This window comes from Desulfallas sp. Bu1-1, assembly GCF_015594625.1.
Classification (GTDB): domain Bacteria; phylum Bacillota; class Desulfotomaculia; order Desulfotomaculales; family Desulfallaceae; genus JADNRQ01.
This window is the reverse complement of the sequence record NZ_JADNRQ010000018.1, coordinates 42,512-62,196: the sequence shown is the minus strand read 5'-3', so window position 1 is coordinate 62,196 and position 19,685 is coordinate 42,512. Positions and strand designations below refer to the sequence as shown.

Below are 19,685 nucleotides of genomic sequence, written 5' to 3'. Positions count from 1 at the left end.
CAGCGTAAATTCATCTTCTAAACCTGACTATCATTAGGATTATAGGAGCTTCAGCTTTTTTCGGGTGAGCCTGGGAGAAACCAGGTTTCGTCTTAATACATCTTCTAAATTACGCTGTAGTATTAGGTATTGTGAGCTTTTTTGAACCAGGTTGGAAAAAGCTTGAACGAACAATACCGGAAATGGTTTAACGACATGGCCGGGAGGTGGGATAGTATTCACCCGCCCTATGTCAAGGAAAGGTTACGAGAGATTATATTTTCTATTGACCTGCCACCGGAGGGTAAAATACTGGACGTAGGAACCGGTACCGGAATCATGATTCCCCTGTTGCTGGAAAGGTTGGGGCCGAACGGAGAAGTATGGGCCCTGGATATTGCGGAGAAAATGCTGGAGGTCGCCCGGGCCAAGGTTTCCGATAGCCGTGTACGTTTTGTCCACGCCGATGTGATGGACATCCCGGCGAAAGAAGACACTTTCGATGCGGTGGTATGTAACTCCTGTGTACCCCATTTCCCCGATAAACCGGGGTCCTTGAGGGAACTATTTCGAGTAACAAAGCCCGGGGGGATGATAATTATATGCCACGCAGACAGCCGGGATTACATTAACAACCGGCACCGCGAAATCGGGGGCCTGGTTGCAAACGATATGATTCCCGAGGCCGGGGAGATGCAAGCCATGCTGGAAGAAGCCGGTTTTTCCGGGGTAAGAGTAACGGATGGCCAGGATCGTTTTATAGCTTTGGGCAAAAAAGAATGATTTATTACACCGAATAATATTCAGTTAACCCACTTTAAGAAATGCACGGCGTTATCCCTGCTCATTCCAGTGCTTAGTGCCGCCGGCAACTACAGCTTGCTTCGAACCAGACTTGGCGGCGATGCGAAGGCGGCATGTTCAGGACAACGCCGTGCTTTGTTTCCTTGTATGGCTTGATACGATGATCCTCAATTTTTCAGTGCCGACTCCAATTCATTTTTCCATTTTTTTACTTTACGCTTGGGAGAAAAAGCAGCTGCTATTATAAAAATAACCGTTGAAACAAGCACGATGGTAGCGCCGCTGGGTGTGTTGAATAAATATGAAATCAAGAGCCCCAGCCAGGTGGAAAGGATACCAAATGAGGCAGATAAAATAAACATTATCCGCAAACTGTAGGTAAGCTGGTAGGCCGCAGCAGCGGGGTTAAGGATTAAATTAAAAATAAGCAAGCCGCCTATACTGCGCAAAGATGCGGTAATTACCGAGCCGGTTAAAAATAACATAGAATAAAAGATCAGGTTGGCCGGAATACCAACAGCCAGGGCAGCTTCCCGGTGAAATATAACAGCCTGGATTTCTTTAAAAAAGAGCATTACCAGCGTTAAGACAATCACAGCCACAATGAACAGCAAAACAAGATCAAAGTTGTTCACCGTAAGTATGCTTCCCCACAACAGCTCCAAAGCCTGGGTTTTGGGGCCGGGCAAAAGGCCCATAAACAAGAAAGCCAGCCCCATGGTTAAGGAAAAGATAATGCCGATGGGCGTGTCTGGATTAAACTCTCCCCGGTCGGCAAGCGGACCAATGACTGCCACAGCCGCCAAGCTAAAAATAAAAGCCCCGGCTTGTGGGCTAAAACCCAGCCACGCCCCGCAAAGAGCGCCGGCAAAGGCAGCGTGAGCAATGGCAACCCCAATAAAAGAAAGATTCATGGTAACCACAAAGACACCAATAAGAGAACAAGCTACCCCGCCCAACAGACCGGCCAGAATAGCATTTTGCATGAACGGGTATGTAAAGATAGAAAGATCCAGTTTTTTAACCTCCCTACGAATTCATAAACTTCAAGACGGCAGCTTTTAGCAAAGCAAATAGCTCTAAAAATAATTTGCCACTTTATTATCATCACCGTACAAGAGATCCAAAACTTCTTCCTGCAATACGTCTTCCGGTTTACCCTGGGACCAAATACGCCCTTCTTTCATCAAAACCAGCCGGTTGCAAATTGCCGAAGCTGTTTTTAGTTCATGAGTCACCATCAATGTAGTCAGGTTGCGGGTGCGGTGGATTTCGTTTACCAGGGCCATTATCTCTACCCGCGCCCGGCGGTCCAGACCCGTGGTAGGTTCGTCCAGCAGCAGAATATCCGGCTCCTGAGCCAGAGCGCGGGCAATGGCCACCCGCTGCTGCTCACCGCCCGAAAGGTGGCCGATGGGGCGGGTGGCCAGGTGGCTCATGCCTACCAAACTCAGCAAGCTCTCAACCACCTGCCGGTCGAGAATACCAGGCCGGCGCAACAGGCCGAGTCGCCCGTAACGCCCCATCATAACCACTTCCCCGGCGTTTACCGGCATCCGGGGGTCAATATTGTGAATTTGAGGTACATAGCCGATGCGCCTGCGTAAATAAGCCGGACAGCCGTTATTTAACATACAGCCCAGCACCTGCACTTGTCCCTTGAGCAGTTTTCCCAATCCGTTAACCAGAGTGAGGATGGTTGTTTTCCCGGCACCATTTGGCCCTATAATACCAACCAGTTCACCTTTTTTAACTGATAAAGAAACACCCCTCAAGGCTACATCTTCTCGATAAGAAACAACGGCGTTCTTAATTGTAATCACCACGTCCTTTGTGGACGGTAAATTTTTTACTCTTTTTCGTACAATAATTTTTTATCCCTCCTTCAAACTTTTTAAATACAAGCTGCAAAAAACAAAAACCCATCCGAAAAGAAAACTATGAAGAACCCCTCATTCCTTGGGATATACCCTGGCCCTCGGTTGGCTAATGGCATTTATTGGCTACCAGGGTGCTCCCATTAGGGCGCTAAAAACCTTCATGGTTAGACTATTTAATGCTAAATTACCTGACCCGTTAATTACTGCTCATTTTTCGATCCAGGCTTTATCCAGCCCCGGCTTAAAAAATGGATCGAGCTTTAAATCATGGACCTTTTTTCCGGTCGCGTACAGGCATACATCATGGTAGACCGGGCACAGCGGCACGTCCTGCGCCACCAACTGCTGCAGGTCGCGGTAGTACTGCCGCCTTTCAGCCGGGTCCCGCTCGGCAGCAGCCGCCTCCACCAACCTGTCTGCTTCCGGATTGCTGTATCCGATGCCCCGCTGCACGTTCATCTGCCCTTGGGAGTGAATCCAGCTACCGAAGAAGAAGTCCGGGTCGCCGGTCATCAATGTATAGGGTGTTAAGGTGAGGTCATATTCGCCTTTCTTTACCGCTTCTTTCCAGGCGCCCATCTCCAGCATTTTCAGTTCCACCTCAAAATCGAGGCCCTTGAGGTCCGACTGCAGTATTTCTGCAATCGGCTTGTACGGCCAGCGGTTGGCCAGAGCCGAGTTGACGACAAAAACCACTTTACGCGGCGTGCCGGTCTTGACCTGCGCGGCCAGGTCCCGGGCCTTGTTCTTGTCCGTTGTCCACAACCCCTTAACCACCCATGCCCTGGCCAGCGAAGTAAAGATGGTATCCGCCGGCTCACCGTAACCGTTAAGCACTTCTTTGACCAGCTGCGGGCGGTCCAGGGACAGGCTCACCGCCTGGCGCAGGCGCCGGTCATCAAAGGGTGGTTTTTTATTGTTGAAAAGCAGGTAATGGGTCGTGGTTACCGGCCGGGACAGTAAAACCAGTTCAGCATCTCCTGTAATCGCCGGGGCCTGCTCCGGCAGGATGCCGCCCACATCAGCAACGGCCTGGATTTCCCCGGTCTGCAGGGCAGCCAGGCGGGTGGATGGGTCGGGAATGACCTTGAAAGTCACCTTTTCCAGCTGCGCTTTGTCGCTCCAGTAGTCATCGTTGCGGGTCACCACCAGGGCTTCGCCGTTTTTATACTCGGCAAACTTGAATGGCCCCGTGCCGTAGGGGAAGGTTATTTTCCCTTCGGCATCAAAACTCTGCGGGCTGAAAATGGGGCACCCGTGGTAGGCCACTTTGGCCGGGAAGGCCGGCTCCGGCTTGCTAAAGGTGAACTTTACTTCCCGCTCACCGACGGCCTCCACATTGTTCAGGTTCGTAAAGGTACCGTATTCATCAAACTTAACCTGCTCTTTTAATCGCATTACACTTTTCACTACTGCTTCGGCATTGAGTGGTGTACCATCGTGGAACTTGACGCCCTGCCGCAGGTAAACCGTCCATACTTTGTCCGTGTCATCCGAGACGAGCTTTTCTGCCAGTTGCGGCACGGGCTCCAGGTTTTCGTTGAGGTAGGTGAGACTTTCCCACACGCCCGTACTGCCGTGGAGAAAATTACTGCTATCCGGGCCATCGTAAAAGTCCCGCCCGACACCGATTACCAGTTCCTGCCCTTTGATTTGCTCCTGGTCCTTTGCACCGCAGCCGGCAAGCAGACCGGCCAGGATAAAAAGCATTAAAAACATAAATATAGCGGATTTTTTGAGGCTTAACATTTTATCTCCCCTTTCATTTTGATTATCCTGTGCTATCCCTTTGTTCTATCCGTTGATCTTAACGCTTCTTTCAAGTAGCATCTGCTTCAGCTGCCCATTTGGCAGCCACTTGCCAGAGGATCATGCCCAAGCGTACTCTGTATTTCTCGCAGAAGATTTGTTTGACTGCGCGTTGCTCCACGTAATCAACGATTATCTTATCAATTTCCGGTGTAATCTCGGTATAGACCCGGAAGAAGTCCTGTAGCCCGGCCACCGCTTCCTCCACCGGCAGTTCTTCGTCCCACTCGTCCGACCACACCTGGAAGGAAGGGCAATACCCCGAAGCGTAGAGGTAGTTGAGGGGAAAAATGATGTCGTGCCCCGGCAGTGGCATTTCCTCGCCGAAGATCAGCTGCCACAATTCTTCCCGGGCCGGGCTCAGACGCCGGCCGGCGAAGTCGCACAGAAAACACCAGTCTCGGGAGCAAGCCGTCATTTTCATAAGGGTCTGTACATCCCGTACCCCGGGTGTGAGGGAAGCAAAGACCAGGTCGAACCTCTCGGCCAGTCCTTCGGCTGCCGGGTCAAATTTCTCCCATTCCCAATCAAGAAAATGGACATTCGCAAGTCCCTCCGCTTCAACCCTTTTCTGCAAGGCGGCCAGCATGGCCGGGGCCGGCTCCAGGGCTGCCACCTCTTTCACTCGGCGAGCCAGGGGAACGGTGAAGACACCCGTACCGGCACCGATGTCCAGCACTTCCATTTCCGAATGGAGGATTCCCTGTTGTTCCAGCCAGGCCAGCACCCTATCCACCCGCCTTTTGGTGCACTCCTGCCCCGCCTGGCGCGCAAACCGCCCGGCCAGGCGGTTCCAGTAGTCCAGGGCAACCGCCCCGCTGCGGCGCCGGGTGTGCAGAGAACCTTTATAGGCCTCGATCCAGGCTTTTTCCCAAAAACGAGGCTCCTTGATTTGGTATATTAAAAAAGATACGGGAGCATCCCCGTCCCGGTGCAGCTTTTGCATCTGGATACCTCCCACGCATGTAAATCACAGAAATGCATAACTTACCTTATTGGTATTCACCTCCGTCCTTTTTAACAAGACAGGTGACAGGCCACCTGATGCCATTCCTCCACCTCATTCAAAACAGGTTCTACAGACCGGCATTTTTCTATGGCCCGGGGACAGCGGGGGTGAAAACGGCAGCCCGCAGGCGGGTTAACCGGGTCGGGAGGCTCACCCTTAACAATTAACTCCTTACCCTCCCTGAGCCGCGGGTCGGACACCGGGACCGCAGCCAGCAAGGCCTGCGTGTAAGGGTGGCAGGCCTCTGTGGCTAAATCCCGGCTTTTCAGCACCTCCACAATCCTCCCCAGATACATCACCGCCACCCGGTCGCTGATGTAGCTGACCGCCGCCAGGTCATGGGAAATGAACAGGTATGAAAGTCCGAATTCCTGCTTGAGTTTTTTTAGCAAGTTCAAAATTTGCGCCTGAATGGAAACATCCAGGCTGGAAACCGGTTCGTCGCATACCACCAGCTTCGGTCGCAAGGCCAGAGCCCTGGCAATGCCGATACGCTGGCGCTGGCCGCCGCTGAATTCATGGGGATATCTCGCAGCGTGCTCAGGATTTAAGCCCACGGTTTCCAATAGCTCCCGCACCCTTTCTTTTTGCTCCTTCCTTGTTCCCATGTTAAAATTGGCCAAAGGCTCACCAACGATAGAACTCACCGTTAACCGGGGGTTCAAGGAAGAATAGGTATCCTGGAAAATAACCTGTATCTCACATCTTAACTCCTGCAGTTTTTTTCCGGACAGCTCTGTTATGTCTTTTCCTTCGAATATAACCCTTCCGCCGTCCGGCTCTTCCAGCCTCGCCACCAGTCGCGCCAGGGTGCTCTTCCCGCATCCGCTCTCTCCAACCAGACCAAGAGTTTCTTCCCTTTCCAGGGTAAAGGATATACCATCCACCGCGTGAACCTTCTCCCTGCCGGTCGAGAACAGCCCTCCCCCTGTCCGGTAATATTTTTTCAGACCGTCTACTTCAAGCAAGCTCACGCAGTGTTACCTCCTCCGGCTTGGCCGCAATTACCCGGTGGCATGCCACCGCGTGGCCCGGGATAATTTCTTCCAGCGGGGGTACGCCGGCCCGGCACCCTCCGGCTCCGTGCTCACAACGGGGCAAGAAGGCGCATCGCCCGGGGAGATCAATAAGGCTTGGCGGTTGCCCCTGAACCGGTCTTAACACTTCATCTTTCGTTCCCAAACGGGGTATGGATTTGAGCAGGGCCCTGGTATAAGGGTGAAGGGGATTGTCAAAAATTTCATATACATCGCCGTATTCCACAATGGAACCAGCATACATCACCGCCACCTCGTCCGCCAGCTCGGCCACCACTCCCAGATCATGGGTAATGAGAATAACCCCGGCCCGGCAGTCCTTGATCAGCTGCCGCATTTCATAAAGAATTTGCGCCTGGACCGTTACATCAAGGGCGGTGGTGGGCTCATCGGCAATCAAAACCCTGGGATTCATGGAAAGGGCCAGGGCAATCATTACCCGCTGGCGCTGCCCGCCGCTTAACTGAAAGGGGTAACGCTTTATTATTTTCTCGGGGTGGGGCAATCCGACCCTTTTTAACATCTCGATCGCTTTTATCTTCGCTTCTGCCCCGGCTATTCCCATGTGACAGGTCAAGGTTTCGGTGATCTGGGTTCCGATGGTGAAAACCGGGTTTAACGAGGTCATGGGGTCCTGGAAAACCAGCGCCATATCTTTGCCGCGCAACCGCCGCAGTTCTTCCCGGGAAAGACCAAGCAAATTACGCCCGTCCAGGTAAATTTCCCCGCTCACAATTTTACCCGGCGGGTCGATCAAACCGAGAAGCGACAGGGCGGTAACGGTTTTACCCGAACCGCTCTCCCCGACAATGGCCAGGGTCCTGCCCGGTTTAACATCAAAACTGACCCCGTTAACGGCTTTGACCACTCCCTGCCGGGTATAAAAATATGTACATAAATTCCTTACGTTTAAAATAGTTTTACTGGAAATAGTATCAGCACCTCCCGTTTGGGATAAGTCCACCATCAGGGAACCTGGCATAGATACTGTTTTACCCCCGCATTGTTCCTTTCGGATCAAAAGCATCGCGCAAACCGTCACCCAGCAGGTTAAAAGCCAGTACCACCAGCATGATCGCCAGTCCCGGGAAAAGCATCAGATGCGGCGCCGCCTGCATGTAAGGCCTGCCGTCATTGAGCATGGCCCCCCACTCCGGCATGGGGGGCTGGGCGCCCAGCCCCAGAAAGGAAAGCCCGGAAATGGCCAGAATCAGGCTCCCCATGTCAAGGGTTGCCAGTACAATCACCGGTGATAGAACGTTCGGCAAGATGTGCCGGAAAATAATTTTACTGTGGGAAGTGCCGCAGGACCTGGCGGCCAGGATGAACTCTTTTTCCTTGACCGAAAGAACCATCCCCCGGATAATCCTGGCATATCCCACCCACCAGACTGCGCCCAGGGCAATCATCACGTTAAGCAGCCCCGGTCCCAGCATACCGGCAATAACCAGGGCCAGAACCAGACCGGGAAAAGCCAGGAGGATATCGATAATCCTCATGACGATATTATCCAACCTTCCCCCAACATAGCCTGAAATGGTGCCGGCAGGAACGCTAATGAATATAATGACCGTTAATACAAGCATTGCAGTGGATAGAGAAACCCGCGTTCCATATATTAAGCGGGATAGGATACAGCGACCCAGGTGGTCCGTACCCAAAGGGTATTCCGCGGAAGGCCGGGCCAGCTTTTGGCCCAGGTCGACTTGCACCGGGTCATGGGGGGCCAGGTAGGGTGCAAATATACCCACAGCGACAATAACAATAATTATGCCAAGACCTACAAGGGCCATTTTATCCCGAGCCAGGCGATAAATGGCCGACATTAGAAGTCCTTCACCCGTTCCAAAAGTAAATGACTTCATCCCAGCATTTACCCCCGTTTCCATTCCCGTTCCTGGTGCCGGGTGTTGAAAGGTTGAAAGTTTGTGCTCAAAAATTAAACCTGCCTGCCCCTTTCCAGGCGGATGCGCGGGTCCAGGAAAACATAAGCAATATCAACCAGTAAATTAACTATTACAAAAACGACGGCCATAAACAGCGCGTAGCCCTGGATTACGGGATAATCCCGGTTGAAAATGGCGTCCACAAAAAATTTGCCTACCCCCGGCCAGGCAAATATGGTTTCCACGATGACCGCGCCACCCAGCAAGTGGCCAAAACTCATCCCGAAAGCGGTCACCACCGGCAGAAGGGCGTTCTTGAGGGCATGCCGGCCCACAATCAGCTTTTCTTTTAATCCCCTGGCCCGGGCCACCTTTATATAATCCTGCCCCAGAACCTCCAGCATGCTTGCCCGCAGCAGGCGGGCATAGGTGGCCGCCATCCCGAAACCCAGGGTTACCGCCGGAAGTACCAGGTGATCAAGCCCTCCACGGCCCATCACCGGGAAAATCCCCAGTTTTACGGAAAAATAGTAAATCAGCAGGAGTCCCAACCAAAAACCCGGCAGGGAAGCGCCGGCCAGGGCCCAAATCCGGCTGAGGTGATCAACAAAAGCGTGGCGGTGCAGCGCTGCCAGAATTCCCGAAGGAATCGAGATCAGCAACATGAAAAATATCGCTGCCACGGTCAGCTCCAGGGTGGCCGGAAAACGAGAGAATATTTCCTCCGCCACCGGCCGGCCGGTACGGTAGGACTGTCCCAGGTCCAGGTGAAGCACATCACGGAACCAGCGACCGTACTGGATGTATACGGGATCGTTAAGACCCAGCTCTTCGCGCAGCGCGTCCACCGCCTCCAGGGTGGGTTCCACCCCGCTGGACCTTAAAATAATCTCCGCCGGGTCCCCGGGGGCCAGGTTAATAAGCCCGAAGGTTATTATTGATACCCCGAACATGACGGGTATAAGATAAAACAGGCGTTTGATCAAATATTGTTTCATGTTTACCTGCGACTATCCCCAAAAGTTATAACATCCCCGCGCACGTTGGACAAAGGACTTTGCCATATACACGGTAAGCGTACGCGCTTAAAAATTCTTCGCGGCAGTTGTCGCAACAAGTGAATTGAAACTTGAATCCCGCAGGCACCGGACTCAGCTTGACTTTCTGTGTATCAAATATCTCTTCAGCAGGTGCATTGAGAATGTACTGCATAAGATATTCCTGTTGATTATAAAACTGCTCTTTTTCTTCAACACCAGCCTCACCATTGGCTACCTTTTCCATCAGTTTCAGGAAAGCCTCTCCCGAGCGGGAGAGCACCCCGGGCTTCAGCACCACTCGCACGGCCCCGGCTGTAGAGGGATATCCCAAAGTAAAGGCATACTTGCCGGTCTCTTTTACTTTTAAACGCCGCCCTCCGAAAGTGCAACCGGTAAGCACCTGAACTGCGTCCGTGCTGCAATCTACAGTTTCTACCAACGCCACCGGCTGCTCTCCCTCATCCGAAGTTTCCCTTATCAAAGATAAGGCCAGCTTAGCAGCCCGGTAACCTATGGCCAGGATACAGCAGGCATGGCCATGGAAAGCGATTACTTTTTGCCAATCATCCAATTTTATGGCCTCCTCTTTTTCTTGCTTTAACAAAATTAAAAATGCCATGAAAAGCTTACACCCGCTTCAGCGGGCTAAGGCCTCCATGGCATGGGTTTTGTGGTTTTAACTTTGAAAAATACAAGTACTTAAAAACTTTTGGCCGAACTTCTGCGGCCAATGGATGGTTCTTACCACCCTTTTATTTTATTATTTCTATAATTACTAACCTGGTTCCTGCTGCTTTTTCGAACATAAATTATTTTTTTATAGAGATGTGCCCCTGAAAACCCGCAACGTACAGTGGACAACGGGTTGTATAAGCCTGACCGGCAATACTTACGAGGTGGACTTGGAACTGGTGGGCCAAAGGGTTTTGCTGCATTATGATCCCTTTGATCTTACCCAAATCCAGGTTTGATGGCGGCAAAAGTGCTATGCCAATGCCATACTCCTTGACCTGGAAAAGCTGCGTCACAACAAGGTTAAAGGTATCCAAGCGAAGATGCCCGCATCATACCCAAAGAGTGCAGAAGAGAATCTAATAGTTTTATGTACCCAGGCATTGTATAATGCCGCCTGCAAGAAGCATGAGGTGAAATATGGCCCATAATGGTGGGCACCAGCGCCAGTAAGAAGAACATCAACCATTTGCCGGGCGGGTACGGGTAAAGCGGCAGGTTGTATAGCAGAACAGCCAGCAGCAGGGTAGCCGCGGAAACAGCGTAAACAATTACGATATAGGGCAACAACGAAAGCCGGCTCCTCAGGCCCCGGCCTACCAGCATGTACCCCGCCGAAATGCAGGGCCAGCATAAACCCCGACAAACAGGCCATGGCAATGTCCCGCCGTCCCATGGTCCGTAGTTCATGCCGGCCGGTTGCCAGAGTAACCGGCGCCAGCAGCAACACCGTCAAGCTGATCCGGTAAAAGGTGACCACCAGCGACGGCGCCTGGGCCGCCTTGGTAAAAATGGAATCTCTGTCATGGTTTACCAGTTTAACCTTTAGTTTTACAAAATACCAAAGTAATTTTTTTTACAAAAACCGGTACTAGTAACTGGCGCTCCGGCGGTATCAATCGTTCGTTTCGCAATTTTACCTTTTTGGCTGGAGTAGCTCTTAGTCAACGCTTGCCGTAAACTGCCGAACTACTTCTTCACGCCCTAAGGGGTCATGACTTTTGGGATATGACGGGCTAGGGACCGCTTCCAGTGCTCCACTCACTCCAGAAATCCGCCGGATCGCCTGCCGCTGTGGTGTTTTTGCAGTTAAATCAAAGTTTTTTTAATTTTAAGTTGTATTACATAGAAATTGAAGAGCCCGGTATTTGAGACATTTGAAGAAAAAAAAACGGGTTTACCCCCCGTTTATTTATTCTCAGCAATCCACACAATAGTTGATTGGTTCATGTAGCTGAACTTAGAAGGTAGGGCCAATCCGGTAGATGGAAAACTCGTTATGACCCAGTTGTTCAGCCTTGGTGGTCTTACCGTTGGCTACCTGGATGATTTCATCAAATATTAGCTGGCCAGCTTCTTTAATAGTTTGGTTACCATCTATTACTCCAGATAAATCCAGATCAATATTGTCGCGCATTTTATCGTAAGTCTTTTTATTGGCAGTAATTTTTATCACCGGTGCTATTGGGTTCCCGGCGGGTGTGCCCCGGCCGGTGGTGAAAATTAGTACCTGGGCTCCACCTGCTACCATACCGGACATGGATTCTATATCCTGGCCGGGAGTGTCCATGATGTATAAGCCTTTTTCGGTTGGCATTTCAGCGTAATTCAGCACACCCTGGATAGGCGACGAGCCGGCCTTTTTTATACACCCCAAGGACTTTTCTTCGATGGTGGTTAAACCACCGGCGATGTTGCCCGGGGTAGGTTGACTGCCGCGGATGTCTTCACCCATGGCTTTAGCACGTGCTTCGCATTCTGCCACGATCTGCAGCAACTTGTTTTTAACTTTCCCGTTTATGGCCCGCCGGGCAAGGATATGCTCGGCACCGATTAATTCGGTTGTTTCGGAGAGAATGCTTGTACCGCCCAATGCCACCAGCTTATCAGCAGCCACGCCACAGGCAGGGTTAGCGACTAAGCCTGAGGTTGTATCGGATCCCCCACATTCAATGCCCAGGATAAGTTCGCTTATATCAGCTTCTTCCCGGGGCTGCAGTGATAATTGCCGGGCCAATCTAGTCGCGATGGCACAGCCCTTGGCTATGGACTTAAGGCTTCCTCCCTCTTCCTGGATAATTACGCATTCCACCGGCTTGCCGTTTTTCTCTAATGCTTGCACTACTTTGGGCGGTTGAATACCTTCACACCCTAAACCGACCAAGATCACCGCGCCTACATTAGGGTTAGCGCCGGCATTAACTAAGGTGGTGAAAGTTAATTTGGCATCCGCACCTACCTGGCAGCAGCCGTGAAAATTATTAATTACGGTGCAACCTTGAATTGTTCTGGCTATTTCGCTAGCCACATGATTGGCGCAAATACTGGTGGGTAATAAGAGCACATAATTTCTAATCCCTACTTTGCCATCAGGCCGCCGGTATCCCTTAAATTTCATTTTTTGCATCCTCCCAGTCGCCCCGGCATCTTTCACTTTCCACATTGTGCACATGTACGTGATCGCCGGCCCTAATGACCTGCGTCGCTCTGCCCATCGGCTCGCCATATTTAATTACATGCTCGTGATAACCAATTTCTCTAATGGCAAATTTATGACCAAAAGGAATATCAGCGTTGACTGCAAGATCAATTTCCCGGCTGCCTAAAAATATTTTCACGCGAGAACCTTGTTTAAGATTAGTTGTGGCAGTGGCAACATTATCTTTTTCGTCAATTACAACTGCTTGGGTAGGCATTATCTATTCACCTCGACGTAGAAACTGTTGTTCCATCATGTAGACCACAGTTTTTATTAGCCAATCGTCGCTCCCTCAGCCACCGATGTCGCCAGGCGGCGGTACAAACGTAATACGCCCGTACTTTCTTTTTGCGGCAAGACAGTATTTTTCCTTCGTTCAGCAAAGACGGCCTCGACTTCCGCCGGCTCTTTTGCCTGGCCGCCAATGCCAATTACCTCTAACCGGCGGGCTGCTATATCCATGCGGATTAAATCACCGTCTTTGAGATAAGCCAGGGGGCCGCCTGTATAAGCTTCCGGTGTTACATGACCGACAGCGGGGCCGCGGGTCGCACCCGAAAAACGGCCATCGGTGATAAGCAAAACCTGCCGCGCTAATTCAGGTCTGGTATACAATGCCTCTGTCATCCGGAGCATTTCAGGCATACCGGATCCCTGCGGCCCTTCAAATCGGATGACAATGACATCTCCCTGAACAATCTGATCAGCCAGCAGGGCAGCGACAGCAGCCTCTTCGCTATCAAATACCCGGGCCTGGCCGGTAAAGCAATACATCTCCGGTGCCAGCCCGGACGTTTTAATTACCGCCCCCTCAGGAGCCAGGTTCCCTTGTAAAATGATTATGTTGCCCTGTGGTTTTACCGGATTGGTACGGGTTTTTATGATCTGCTCCGGTGTTAAATTATAGTTGGCCAAATAACTGTTTACCTCGTTGAAAAAGCCGCTTTCTTCCAGATCACGGAGATTTTCGCCTACTGACTTCCCTGTCACAGTTAAAGCGTCTAAATGTAAAAGATCTTTTAATTCACGCATGATGGCGGGGATACCACCCGCATACCAGAAGAGCTCAGTAGGCCACTGACCACCAGTTTTTAAACTGACTAAGATTGGAACTTCCCGGTTGATCCGGTCAAATAGGCCGGGGTCAATTTTAATGCCTACCTCTTTAGCTATGGCCGGTAAGTGCAGTAAGGCATTGGTAGACCCCCCGAGAGCCGCGTGCACAATAATGGCATTTTCGAAATTCTTATAAGTTACAATGTCCCGCGGCTTTAAGTTTTGTTTAACCAGCTCCATTAATTGGCGGCCGGCTTGCCTCGCATACTGCAATATTAGATTTGAATATGCCGGTGCTAGAGCATTTCCGGGCAGAGCCAGCCCCAGCGCCTCGCTCATGGACTGCATGGTGCTGGCCGTCCCCATGAACTGGCAGGCCCCGGCACTTGGGCAGCAGTTACGGGTGTAGTAGCCGAGTTCTTTTAAACCCATTTTGCCGGTAAGAACCCGGTCACCGCAGCCATACAGTATTTCGGACGACATATAACTCGGCCCGCTCAGCATTGAGCCGCCGGGCACCTGGATGGCAGGCAAATTAAGCCGCAGCATTGCCATCAATTGGGCGGGAACGGATTTATCGCAACTGGCAATAAAAATTGCTCCGTCAATAGGGCTGGCCAGGGCATGAATCTCATACATGAAGGCCATAATGTCCCGAGAAGCCAGAGAGTAATTCATGCCGTCATGCGCCATGGCGATGCCGTCACATATATCGGTTACCGTATAACACATTGGCTTACCTTGATGTTCATAGACACTGATCTTGGCCGCTTCGACCAGCTTATCTAAATGTTTGCTGCCGGGATGGCTGTCACCAAAGGCGCTATCAATTAAGATCTGTGGTTTAGACAAATCTTTTTCATTCCAGAGCGTTCCCATGCGCAGGCCATCACCCTGGAAATTAACTTGCCGCAGCATTTGACTTTTGAGTTCCACTTTGCCAACCTCCAAACGATTAAACTAGAACGGTAAGAGCAAATTTCCATCTGGATCAAACACGTCCGTTAGCGGACCTGCCGCTACGTCATAGCCTGCAGGCAATTCGGAGCGTAGAGCTTGAGTTATATAAAGCTCTTTAAGTTCCAGGGTGTTTTTAATTACCGCCATTCGTGCTTGCTCGGGTTCCACATAACGCCCGCAGGTATCGATGGCAATTTTAATAGCGGTCCGGTCATCCGGCGCCACAATCGGCATAAATGCCCGCTGGAGAAAGGTAGAAGTGATGGTATTAATGTATGTTTTTTTGAAGTCGATTTTCTGATACAGCCGGTCGGTTATAACATCGGCAATTCCCATACCTAAAGCGTTACCCCCACTGGCGGTGGTAAGGTCAAGCACAACCAGCCTGCGGGCCAAACCGGTCTGTTCACCGTATTCAGCAATCCGGAAACGGCCGCTGACATTGGGGTCAATACCCACACCGCTTATATTTTTGCCCATTTCCCGAACTACCAGCACGTCCAGGTCAGCCACGGGCAACCGGGGCATCATTGCGCGCGCCATGGACAGCAATTCTGCGTCGCGGGCAAAATAAGCATCCCGGGGCACCACTTCCACCAGTGCCGTCTGATCCAGTTTGTTTTCCACAATTGCGATACCACCCAACAACGGTAGCTCTTCCCAGATGACACGGGCCGCTAAAGGAATTAACTCGGTCAAACCGCGCATCCCGTACCGGTGGATGGTTTCCGCGCCCTTGTGCTTCCCCAGGCCAATAGCCAGTATTTTAACCAGACCGCTTTCGTGCCGGGCATGATAATCGGTGTGCGGCTTGATTCTGTTAATTGCCACAAGCCCGTCCATAGCCAGGGCATCTTTAGCCGCGTACACCGGGAAACCGTCAACTTCCCTCAAGCACACTGTTTCCATGGACGAAACAAACTCTGCTCCCGTGGCCGCTTCCGTGACACCGTAATGCTCCAGCAATTGCCTCTGGCCTTGGGACGTAGCCCCGCCATGACTACCCATGGCCGGTATAAGATAAACTTTGGCCCCCATAGTTTGAAAGTATTTTGCAACTGTGGTTACAATGAGAGCAAGATTGCAGATTCCCCGGCTCCCTACCAAAAGGCCGATTTTTTGACCCGTAAAATCTCGCTCCCCCATGTACTGCTTGAGACCCTGGCTAATATTAGTCTGGATTGCCGCTGGTGATAAACTGGACGGCACATCTAAATCCTGCACGCGGTAAAATACAAGTTTCATTTGCTTTCCTCCAATGCTTTCTGTAAAAAAACGGCTAGAGGTTTTACTTCCAGTGGTAGTGACAATCTCTTTACCACGGCATCCAACTGCATTAAGCAGGCCGGGCAGGAACTTACTACCTGCGTTGCACCGCTGTTTTGGATATTGGCCAACTTGGCTGCCGTAATCTTTTGCGCCAGCTGCCTGTGCAAAATGCTATAGGTGCCTGCTCCACCGCAACAACTATCATCTTCCAGGTGAGGCCGGTAGTATGACCCAAACAGGTTGCTCAGCAGGCGTTGGGTTGGCTCTTTTAAGTTTTGCCCTCTAACTAAGTGACAGGGGTAATGGAAAGTAAACTTTTGCCCTCCGCTATCTTTAACCCGGGGCAATTCCTCCTGCTCCAGGAGCAGGATTTCAACCAGGTCCTTAAGCTGTGCCAGCACCGGCGCACTAACGCCCAGCCGGGCCGGGTACTGCTTTAAAACGCTGGCACAGGTGGAACAGTCGGTGACGATAAAATCAGTCTTTTCCCGGTTGAAAAGGTCTAAATTGCGGCCGGCTACTTCTTTAAAGCTGTCTACGTCACCCAAACTTAAAAACGGTGCCCCGCAACAATAATTATCCAACAAAGTAACGTCAGCCCACCGGCGGAGCAGATTGATGGAGGCCAGCGCCGCCCGGTGGTAAAAGGTGTTAATGGCACAACCCACAAAAAAGCTGATTTTGTATTTGCGCCGGCCGGTAGCACGCAGTACTATGCCCGTACCGGGATTATTCTTCAGGACCTGACCGTCAATATATTTGCTCAAAAAAGTCCGGAACTGGTATGGGTCAGGCAGTATACCAATATTCTTGTAATAATAGGCCATCTTACCGGCAAAAGGAATAAAAGCTTTATTTAGGAAGGCTAGACGGTAGAGCTTTTCCTTCCACTTACTTTTTGCCGTTTGCGCCGCCAATAACTGCTGGCGATAGTATAATACCACTTCCGCCGTGCGAACCCCTGACGGGCACACTTTAGTGCAGCTTTCACACAACAAGCACTGGTCCAAGCTTTGGATTACTTCTTTCGCTTGCAACAGTACCTGATCGCCTTGCTCAAGGTATTTTCTTACTAAAAAAAGTCTCCCCCGGGCCACGTTGCCCTCATGAAAGGTGGCCTTATAAGTGGGGCAAATAACCTGGCAAGTGCCGCATTTGTTACAACGAGACAGCTCATGGTAAATTTGCTCTTTGTTAAGCATAGAATTCATCTCCAATAAAAACCTGCGCCGGATCCAATCTGGCTTTCAGCAGCCGGATCAGGGTGACTGTATCATCAAGTTCAATCCCGGGTATTCCACTGGAGGGAAAACTATTGGTAAATACCTCGCCGCTTAAATAATCATATAAAACGAAATCATGCCGGTTAACCACTTCAACTGCTTGCTGCCTGTCCCATATAACTGCCCTGGCTTGCTGTTTCTCCCGGTTCAAGTGAAATAATTTCTCCTCAATTTCAGCTGCCGCCACAGACAAAGCACCGGGTGCCAGAGCTTGTTTTATTAGCTTATGTTCGCTTTCCACCTGGTTGGCGGTACCGTACAGGGCGAACAGTACATTAAACTTTTGCCGCGTTTCTTCCGGCCAAATCCAGCAGCCTTTAAGGGTGAATAATTTTTGTTTAAGTTCAGCCAATTTGTTGAATAAGGTTTTTGTATCGTCAACATTCCAGAGGATATAAGCATCTTGATCGGGGAATGGCTTTAAAAACAACGTCACCTTACTGATAATTCCATATAGGCCCAGGGATCCGGCCAGAAAGCGGCCAATCTCATAGCCGGTTACGTTTTTTACATTAGTTCCGCCAAAATTAAGTGTCCCGGAGGCTGAAACCAGTTCTACTCCTCCTATATAATTGCTGATGCTGCCATAGGCTTGTTCCAGCAGATGTTTTTGATTGGATGCCACCGTGCCGCCCAGTGTAGCTTGTACCGGCTGAAACAATAAAGCAGGACAAAACTGCCGTTTTGGTCTCGTTAGCTCTAAGATTTGTGTTAAAGTTACACCAGCTTCTACTGTTAGGGCCAAATTCTCCGGAATATAGCTTAGAATCCGGTTAAATTTGCTCATGCTGACCAATATATACCGGCCAGACTTTAACTTTGCGGGTGAGATAAAACCCGGTAACTTGGTAACATTACCTACCGGACAGATTTTATAGCCGGTATTTTGAGCCATTGCAATCAGCTCTTGCAATTCCTTATCATGTTGAGGGTAATAAATTGGAACTTGTAAACCTTCAGACAGGTTAAATACCTGGGCTGCCGGTATGGTTGCCTTCATTACTTTCACCTGCAATCACGTTTGGAATGATGTTTAGATAGCTTTGTCCAAGTTTAATAACCGGCACGGGTCAAAAGCATCTTTAACCGCCTGTAAAAATTCCAATTCAGCCGGTCTAAACACCAGGTTAAGATAGGGGCGTTTTTCAATGCCAATCCCGTGTTCACCCGAAAGGGTTCCTTCCAGCTTAACCGTGGCCTGAAAAATCTCCTCAGCTGCCGCTTCGATTTGCGGCAGTTCCCGCTCCCGGTCACTATACAACAGGTGGGGGTGCAAGTTACCATCCCCCGCGTGGGCTAAGAGGCCAATTGTAACACCATATTTTTTACCAATCTCTTCCACTTTTTGGATCATGGTCGCCACTTTATGGCGAGGCACAGTCACATCCTGCACCATGTAATATGGTTTAATCCGGCCCAGGGCACCGTTTACCGAGCGCCGGGCCAGCCAGATTTGCTCCCGCTCCTTGCTATCAGTGGCAAGATCAACCCGCGTCACCCCATTGGCGTGCAATATCTGCATTAAATGCTCCATTTGAACACTTAAATCTGCTTCCCAACCATCCAGTTCGATCAAGAGCAGGGCCTGAGTGTCCCGCGGCAGGCCCAGGCCAACAAAATCATCAATGGCGCGGGTAAGTTTCTGGTCAATTATTTCCATGGCCGCCGGCACGATTCCAGCTTTTATTACCCCGCTTACCGCATCTCCAGCCTGCCGCAGATCATTGAAACTACATAAAAGGGTTTTGTAGGCTGCCGGTTTTTTTAGCAGCTTTACCATAACCTGGGTAACAACACCTAATGTTCCTTCCGAGCCTACAATTAGATCGACCAGGTTAGCAGTATTGACCCGGCTGTTAATGGCATATTTACCATCTAACAGGGCCAATTTGCCAAGCCGGAATATTTTACCTTCGGCCGTAACCAATTCAAGGCCTAAAATGTGGTCTCTGGTAACGCCGTATTTAACACAACGCATGCCACCGGCATTTTCGGCCACATGTCCGCCGATCGTAGCTACGTTCATGCTGCCGGGATCGGGTGCAAACATATAGCCTTTGGCTTCGACCGCCCTTTGCAACTCCAAATTAGTTACCCCCGGTTCGACCACGGCATATTCCCGTTCCCAATCAATGGCCAAAATATGCCGCATACGGCTGAGGCAGATAATCACCTGTCCGCGTTTGGGAACAGTCCCACCGCTCAGGTTGGTCCCCGCACCGCGGGGTAATGTTTCCACCTTAAACTTTGCTGCCATACTTAAAAAATTTGCTACCTCTTGCGTACTCTCGGGAAAAAAAACCGCGGCAGGTTGACCAAAGTAGGGCGAAGCATCAAAACTGTACAGGCTGAGCGCCTGTTTGTTTACCAGTAGCTGGTCAGCCCGAAAATGCCGGCCCAAGGCGCGTAAAAACAATTCAACATTACTGGGCATAACTATTCCTTCTTTCTCCATTGCCTAT

At 50.7% G+C, this 19,685-nt stretch carries 19 protein-coding genes; 2 read left to right on the top strand and 17 right to left on the bottom strand.

Annotated features, from left to right (window positions below; genetic code table 11):
* Positions 1 to 162: 162 nt before the first annotated feature.
* Entirely contained in the window at positions 163 to 762 is a 600-nt protein-coding gene (locus IT084_RS14005) for a class I SAM-dependent methyltransferase (protein ID WP_195713518.1), read from the top strand.
* 188 nt (positions 763 to 950) lie between these two features.
* Here the strand turns inward: IT084_RS14005 and IT084_RS14000 are convergent, their stop codons facing one another.
* The 9 genes from IT084_RS14000 to IT084_RS13960 all read right to left on the bottom strand — a co-directional run bounded on the left by IT084_RS14000 (position 951) and on the right by IT084_RS13960 (position 10,015).
* Positions 951 to 1,769 carry a metal ABC transporter permease gene (locus IT084_RS14000; protein WP_195713517.1) on the bottom strand — a complete coding sequence of 273 codons (819 nt, stop codon included), beginning with the start codon at positions 1,767 to 1,769 and terminating at the stop codon, positions 951 to 953.
* A gap of 93 nt (positions 1,770 to 1,862) precedes the next feature.
* Positions 1,863 to 2,606 (bottom strand): ABC transporter ATP-binding protein, encoded by a 744-nt coding sequence (locus tag IT084_RS13995; protein WP_313885489.1) that lies wholly within the window; start codon positions 2,604 to 2,606, stop codon positions 1,863 to 1,865.
* Between the two features lie 264 nt (positions 2,607 to 2,870).
* The gene (locus IT084_RS13990; RefSeq protein ID WP_243276982.1) at positions 2,871 to 4,412 is read right to left on the bottom strand and encodes an ABC transporter substrate-binding protein; all 1,542 of its coding nucleotides are present in this window, start codon (positions 4,410 to 4,412) and stop codon (positions 2,871 to 2,873) included.
* Positions 4,413 to 4,482: 70 nt separating this feature from the next.
* Positions 4,483 to 5,418, bottom strand: a complete 936-nt coding sequence (locus IT084_RS13985) for a methyltransferase domain-containing protein (RefSeq protein ID WP_195713516.1) — start codon at positions 5,416 to 5,418, stop codon at positions 4,483 to 4,485.
* A 71-nt stretch (positions 5,419 to 5,489) separates the two neighbouring features.
* A complete protein-coding gene (locus IT084_RS13980; RefSeq protein ID WP_195713515.1) occupies positions 5,490 to 6,455 on the bottom strand; it encodes an ABC transporter ATP-binding protein in 966 nt (321 codons plus the stop codon).
* Positions 6,442 to 7,500 carry an ABC transporter ATP-binding protein gene (locus IT084_RS13975; protein WP_243276981.1) on the bottom strand — a complete coding sequence of 353 codons (1,059 nt, stop codon included), beginning with the start codon at positions 7,498 to 7,500 and terminating at the stop codon, positions 6,442 to 6,444. The genes IT084_RS13980 and IT084_RS13975 overlap by 14 nt, the downstream gene beginning before the upstream one ends.
* A 10-nt stretch (positions 7,501 to 7,510) precedes the next feature.
* On the bottom strand, positions 7,511 to 8,383 hold the full coding sequence (gene nikC, locus IT084_RS13970) for a nickel ABC transporter permease subunit NikC (protein ID WP_195713514.1): 873 nt from the start codon (positions 8,381 to 8,383) through the stop codon (positions 7,511 to 7,513).
* A 74-nt stretch (positions 8,384 to 8,457) separates the two neighbouring features.
* Positions 8,458 to 9,402, bottom strand: a complete 945-nt coding sequence (gene nikB, locus IT084_RS13965; RefSeq protein ID WP_195713513.1) for a nickel ABC transporter permease — start codon at positions 9,400 to 9,402, stop codon at positions 8,458 to 8,460.
* Between the two features lie 25 nt (positions 9,403 to 9,427).
* Positions 9,428 to 10,015 carry an FmdE family protein gene (locus IT084_RS13960; protein ID WP_195713512.1) on the bottom strand — a complete coding sequence of 196 codons (588 nt, stop codon included), beginning with the start codon at positions 10,013 to 10,015 and terminating at the stop codon, positions 9,428 to 9,430.
* A 256-nt stretch (positions 10,016 to 10,271) separates the two neighbouring features.
* Here IT084_RS13960 and IT084_RS13955 point away from each other — a divergent pair, with 256 nt between their 5' ends.
* Entirely contained in the window at positions 10,272 to 10,415 is a 144-nt protein-coding gene (locus IT084_RS13955) for a Mu transposase C-terminal domain-containing protein (RefSeq protein ID WP_207744600.1), read from the top strand.
* Between the two features lie 64 nt (positions 10,416 to 10,479).
* On the opposite strand, the gene IT084_RS13950 is transcribed toward IT084_RS13955, so the two are convergent.
* The 8 genes from IT084_RS13950 to IT084_RS13915 all read right to left on the bottom strand — a co-directional run bounded on the left by IT084_RS13950 (position 10,480) and on the right by IT084_RS13915 (position 19,657).
* Positions 10,480 to 10,782: a hypothetical protein gene (locus IT084_RS13950; protein WP_195713511.1), complete on the bottom strand. Its 303-nt coding sequence runs from the start codon at positions 10,780 to 10,782 to the stop codon at positions 10,480 to 10,482.
* 634 nt (positions 10,783 to 11,416) lie between these two features.
* Positions 11,417 to 12,574, bottom strand: a complete 1,158-nt coding sequence (locus IT084_RS13945; protein ID WP_195713510.1) for a UxaA family hydrolase — start codon at positions 12,572 to 12,574, stop codon at positions 11,417 to 11,419.
* A complete protein-coding gene (locus tag IT084_RS13940) occupies positions 12,564 to 12,872 on the bottom strand; it encodes a UxaA family hydrolase (RefSeq protein WP_195713509.1) in 309 nt (102 codons plus the stop codon). The genes IT084_RS13945 and IT084_RS13940 overlap by 11 nt, the downstream gene beginning before the upstream one ends.
* Positions 12,873 to 12,928: 56 nt before the next feature.
* Positions 12,929 to 14,629 carry a dihydroxy-acid dehydratase gene (gene ilvD / locus IT084_RS13935; RefSeq protein ID WP_195713520.1) on the bottom strand — a complete coding sequence of 567 codons (1,701 nt, stop codon included), beginning with the start codon at positions 14,627 to 14,629 and terminating at the stop codon, positions 12,929 to 12,931.
* A 42-nt stretch (positions 14,630 to 14,671) separates the two neighbouring features.
* Positions 14,672 to 15,916 (bottom strand): DUF2088 domain-containing protein, encoded by a 1,245-nt coding sequence (locus IT084_RS13930; RefSeq protein WP_195713508.1) that lies wholly within the window; start codon positions 15,914 to 15,916, stop codon positions 14,672 to 14,674.
* Positions 15,913 to 17,142, bottom strand: a complete 1,230-nt coding sequence (locus IT084_RS13925) for a (Fe-S)-binding protein (protein ID WP_195713507.1) — start codon at positions 17,140 to 17,142, stop codon at positions 15,913 to 15,915. The genes IT084_RS13930 and IT084_RS13925 overlap by 4 nt, the downstream gene beginning before the upstream one ends.
* Positions 17,135 to 18,223: an FAD-binding oxidoreductase gene (locus IT084_RS13920; protein ID WP_195713506.1), complete on the bottom strand. Its 1,089-nt coding sequence runs from the start codon at positions 18,221 to 18,223 to the stop codon at positions 17,135 to 17,137. Before IT084_RS13920 ends, IT084_RS13925 begins: the two co-directional genes overlap by 8 nt.
* 33 nt (positions 18,224 to 18,256) lie before the next feature.
* Complete coding sequence (locus IT084_RS13915; protein WP_195713505.1) at positions 18,257 to 19,657, bottom strand: FAD-binding oxidoreductase; 1,401 nt, start codon at positions 19,655 to 19,657, stop codon at positions 18,257 to 18,259.
* Positions 19,658 to 19,685 lie beyond the last annotated feature (28 nt).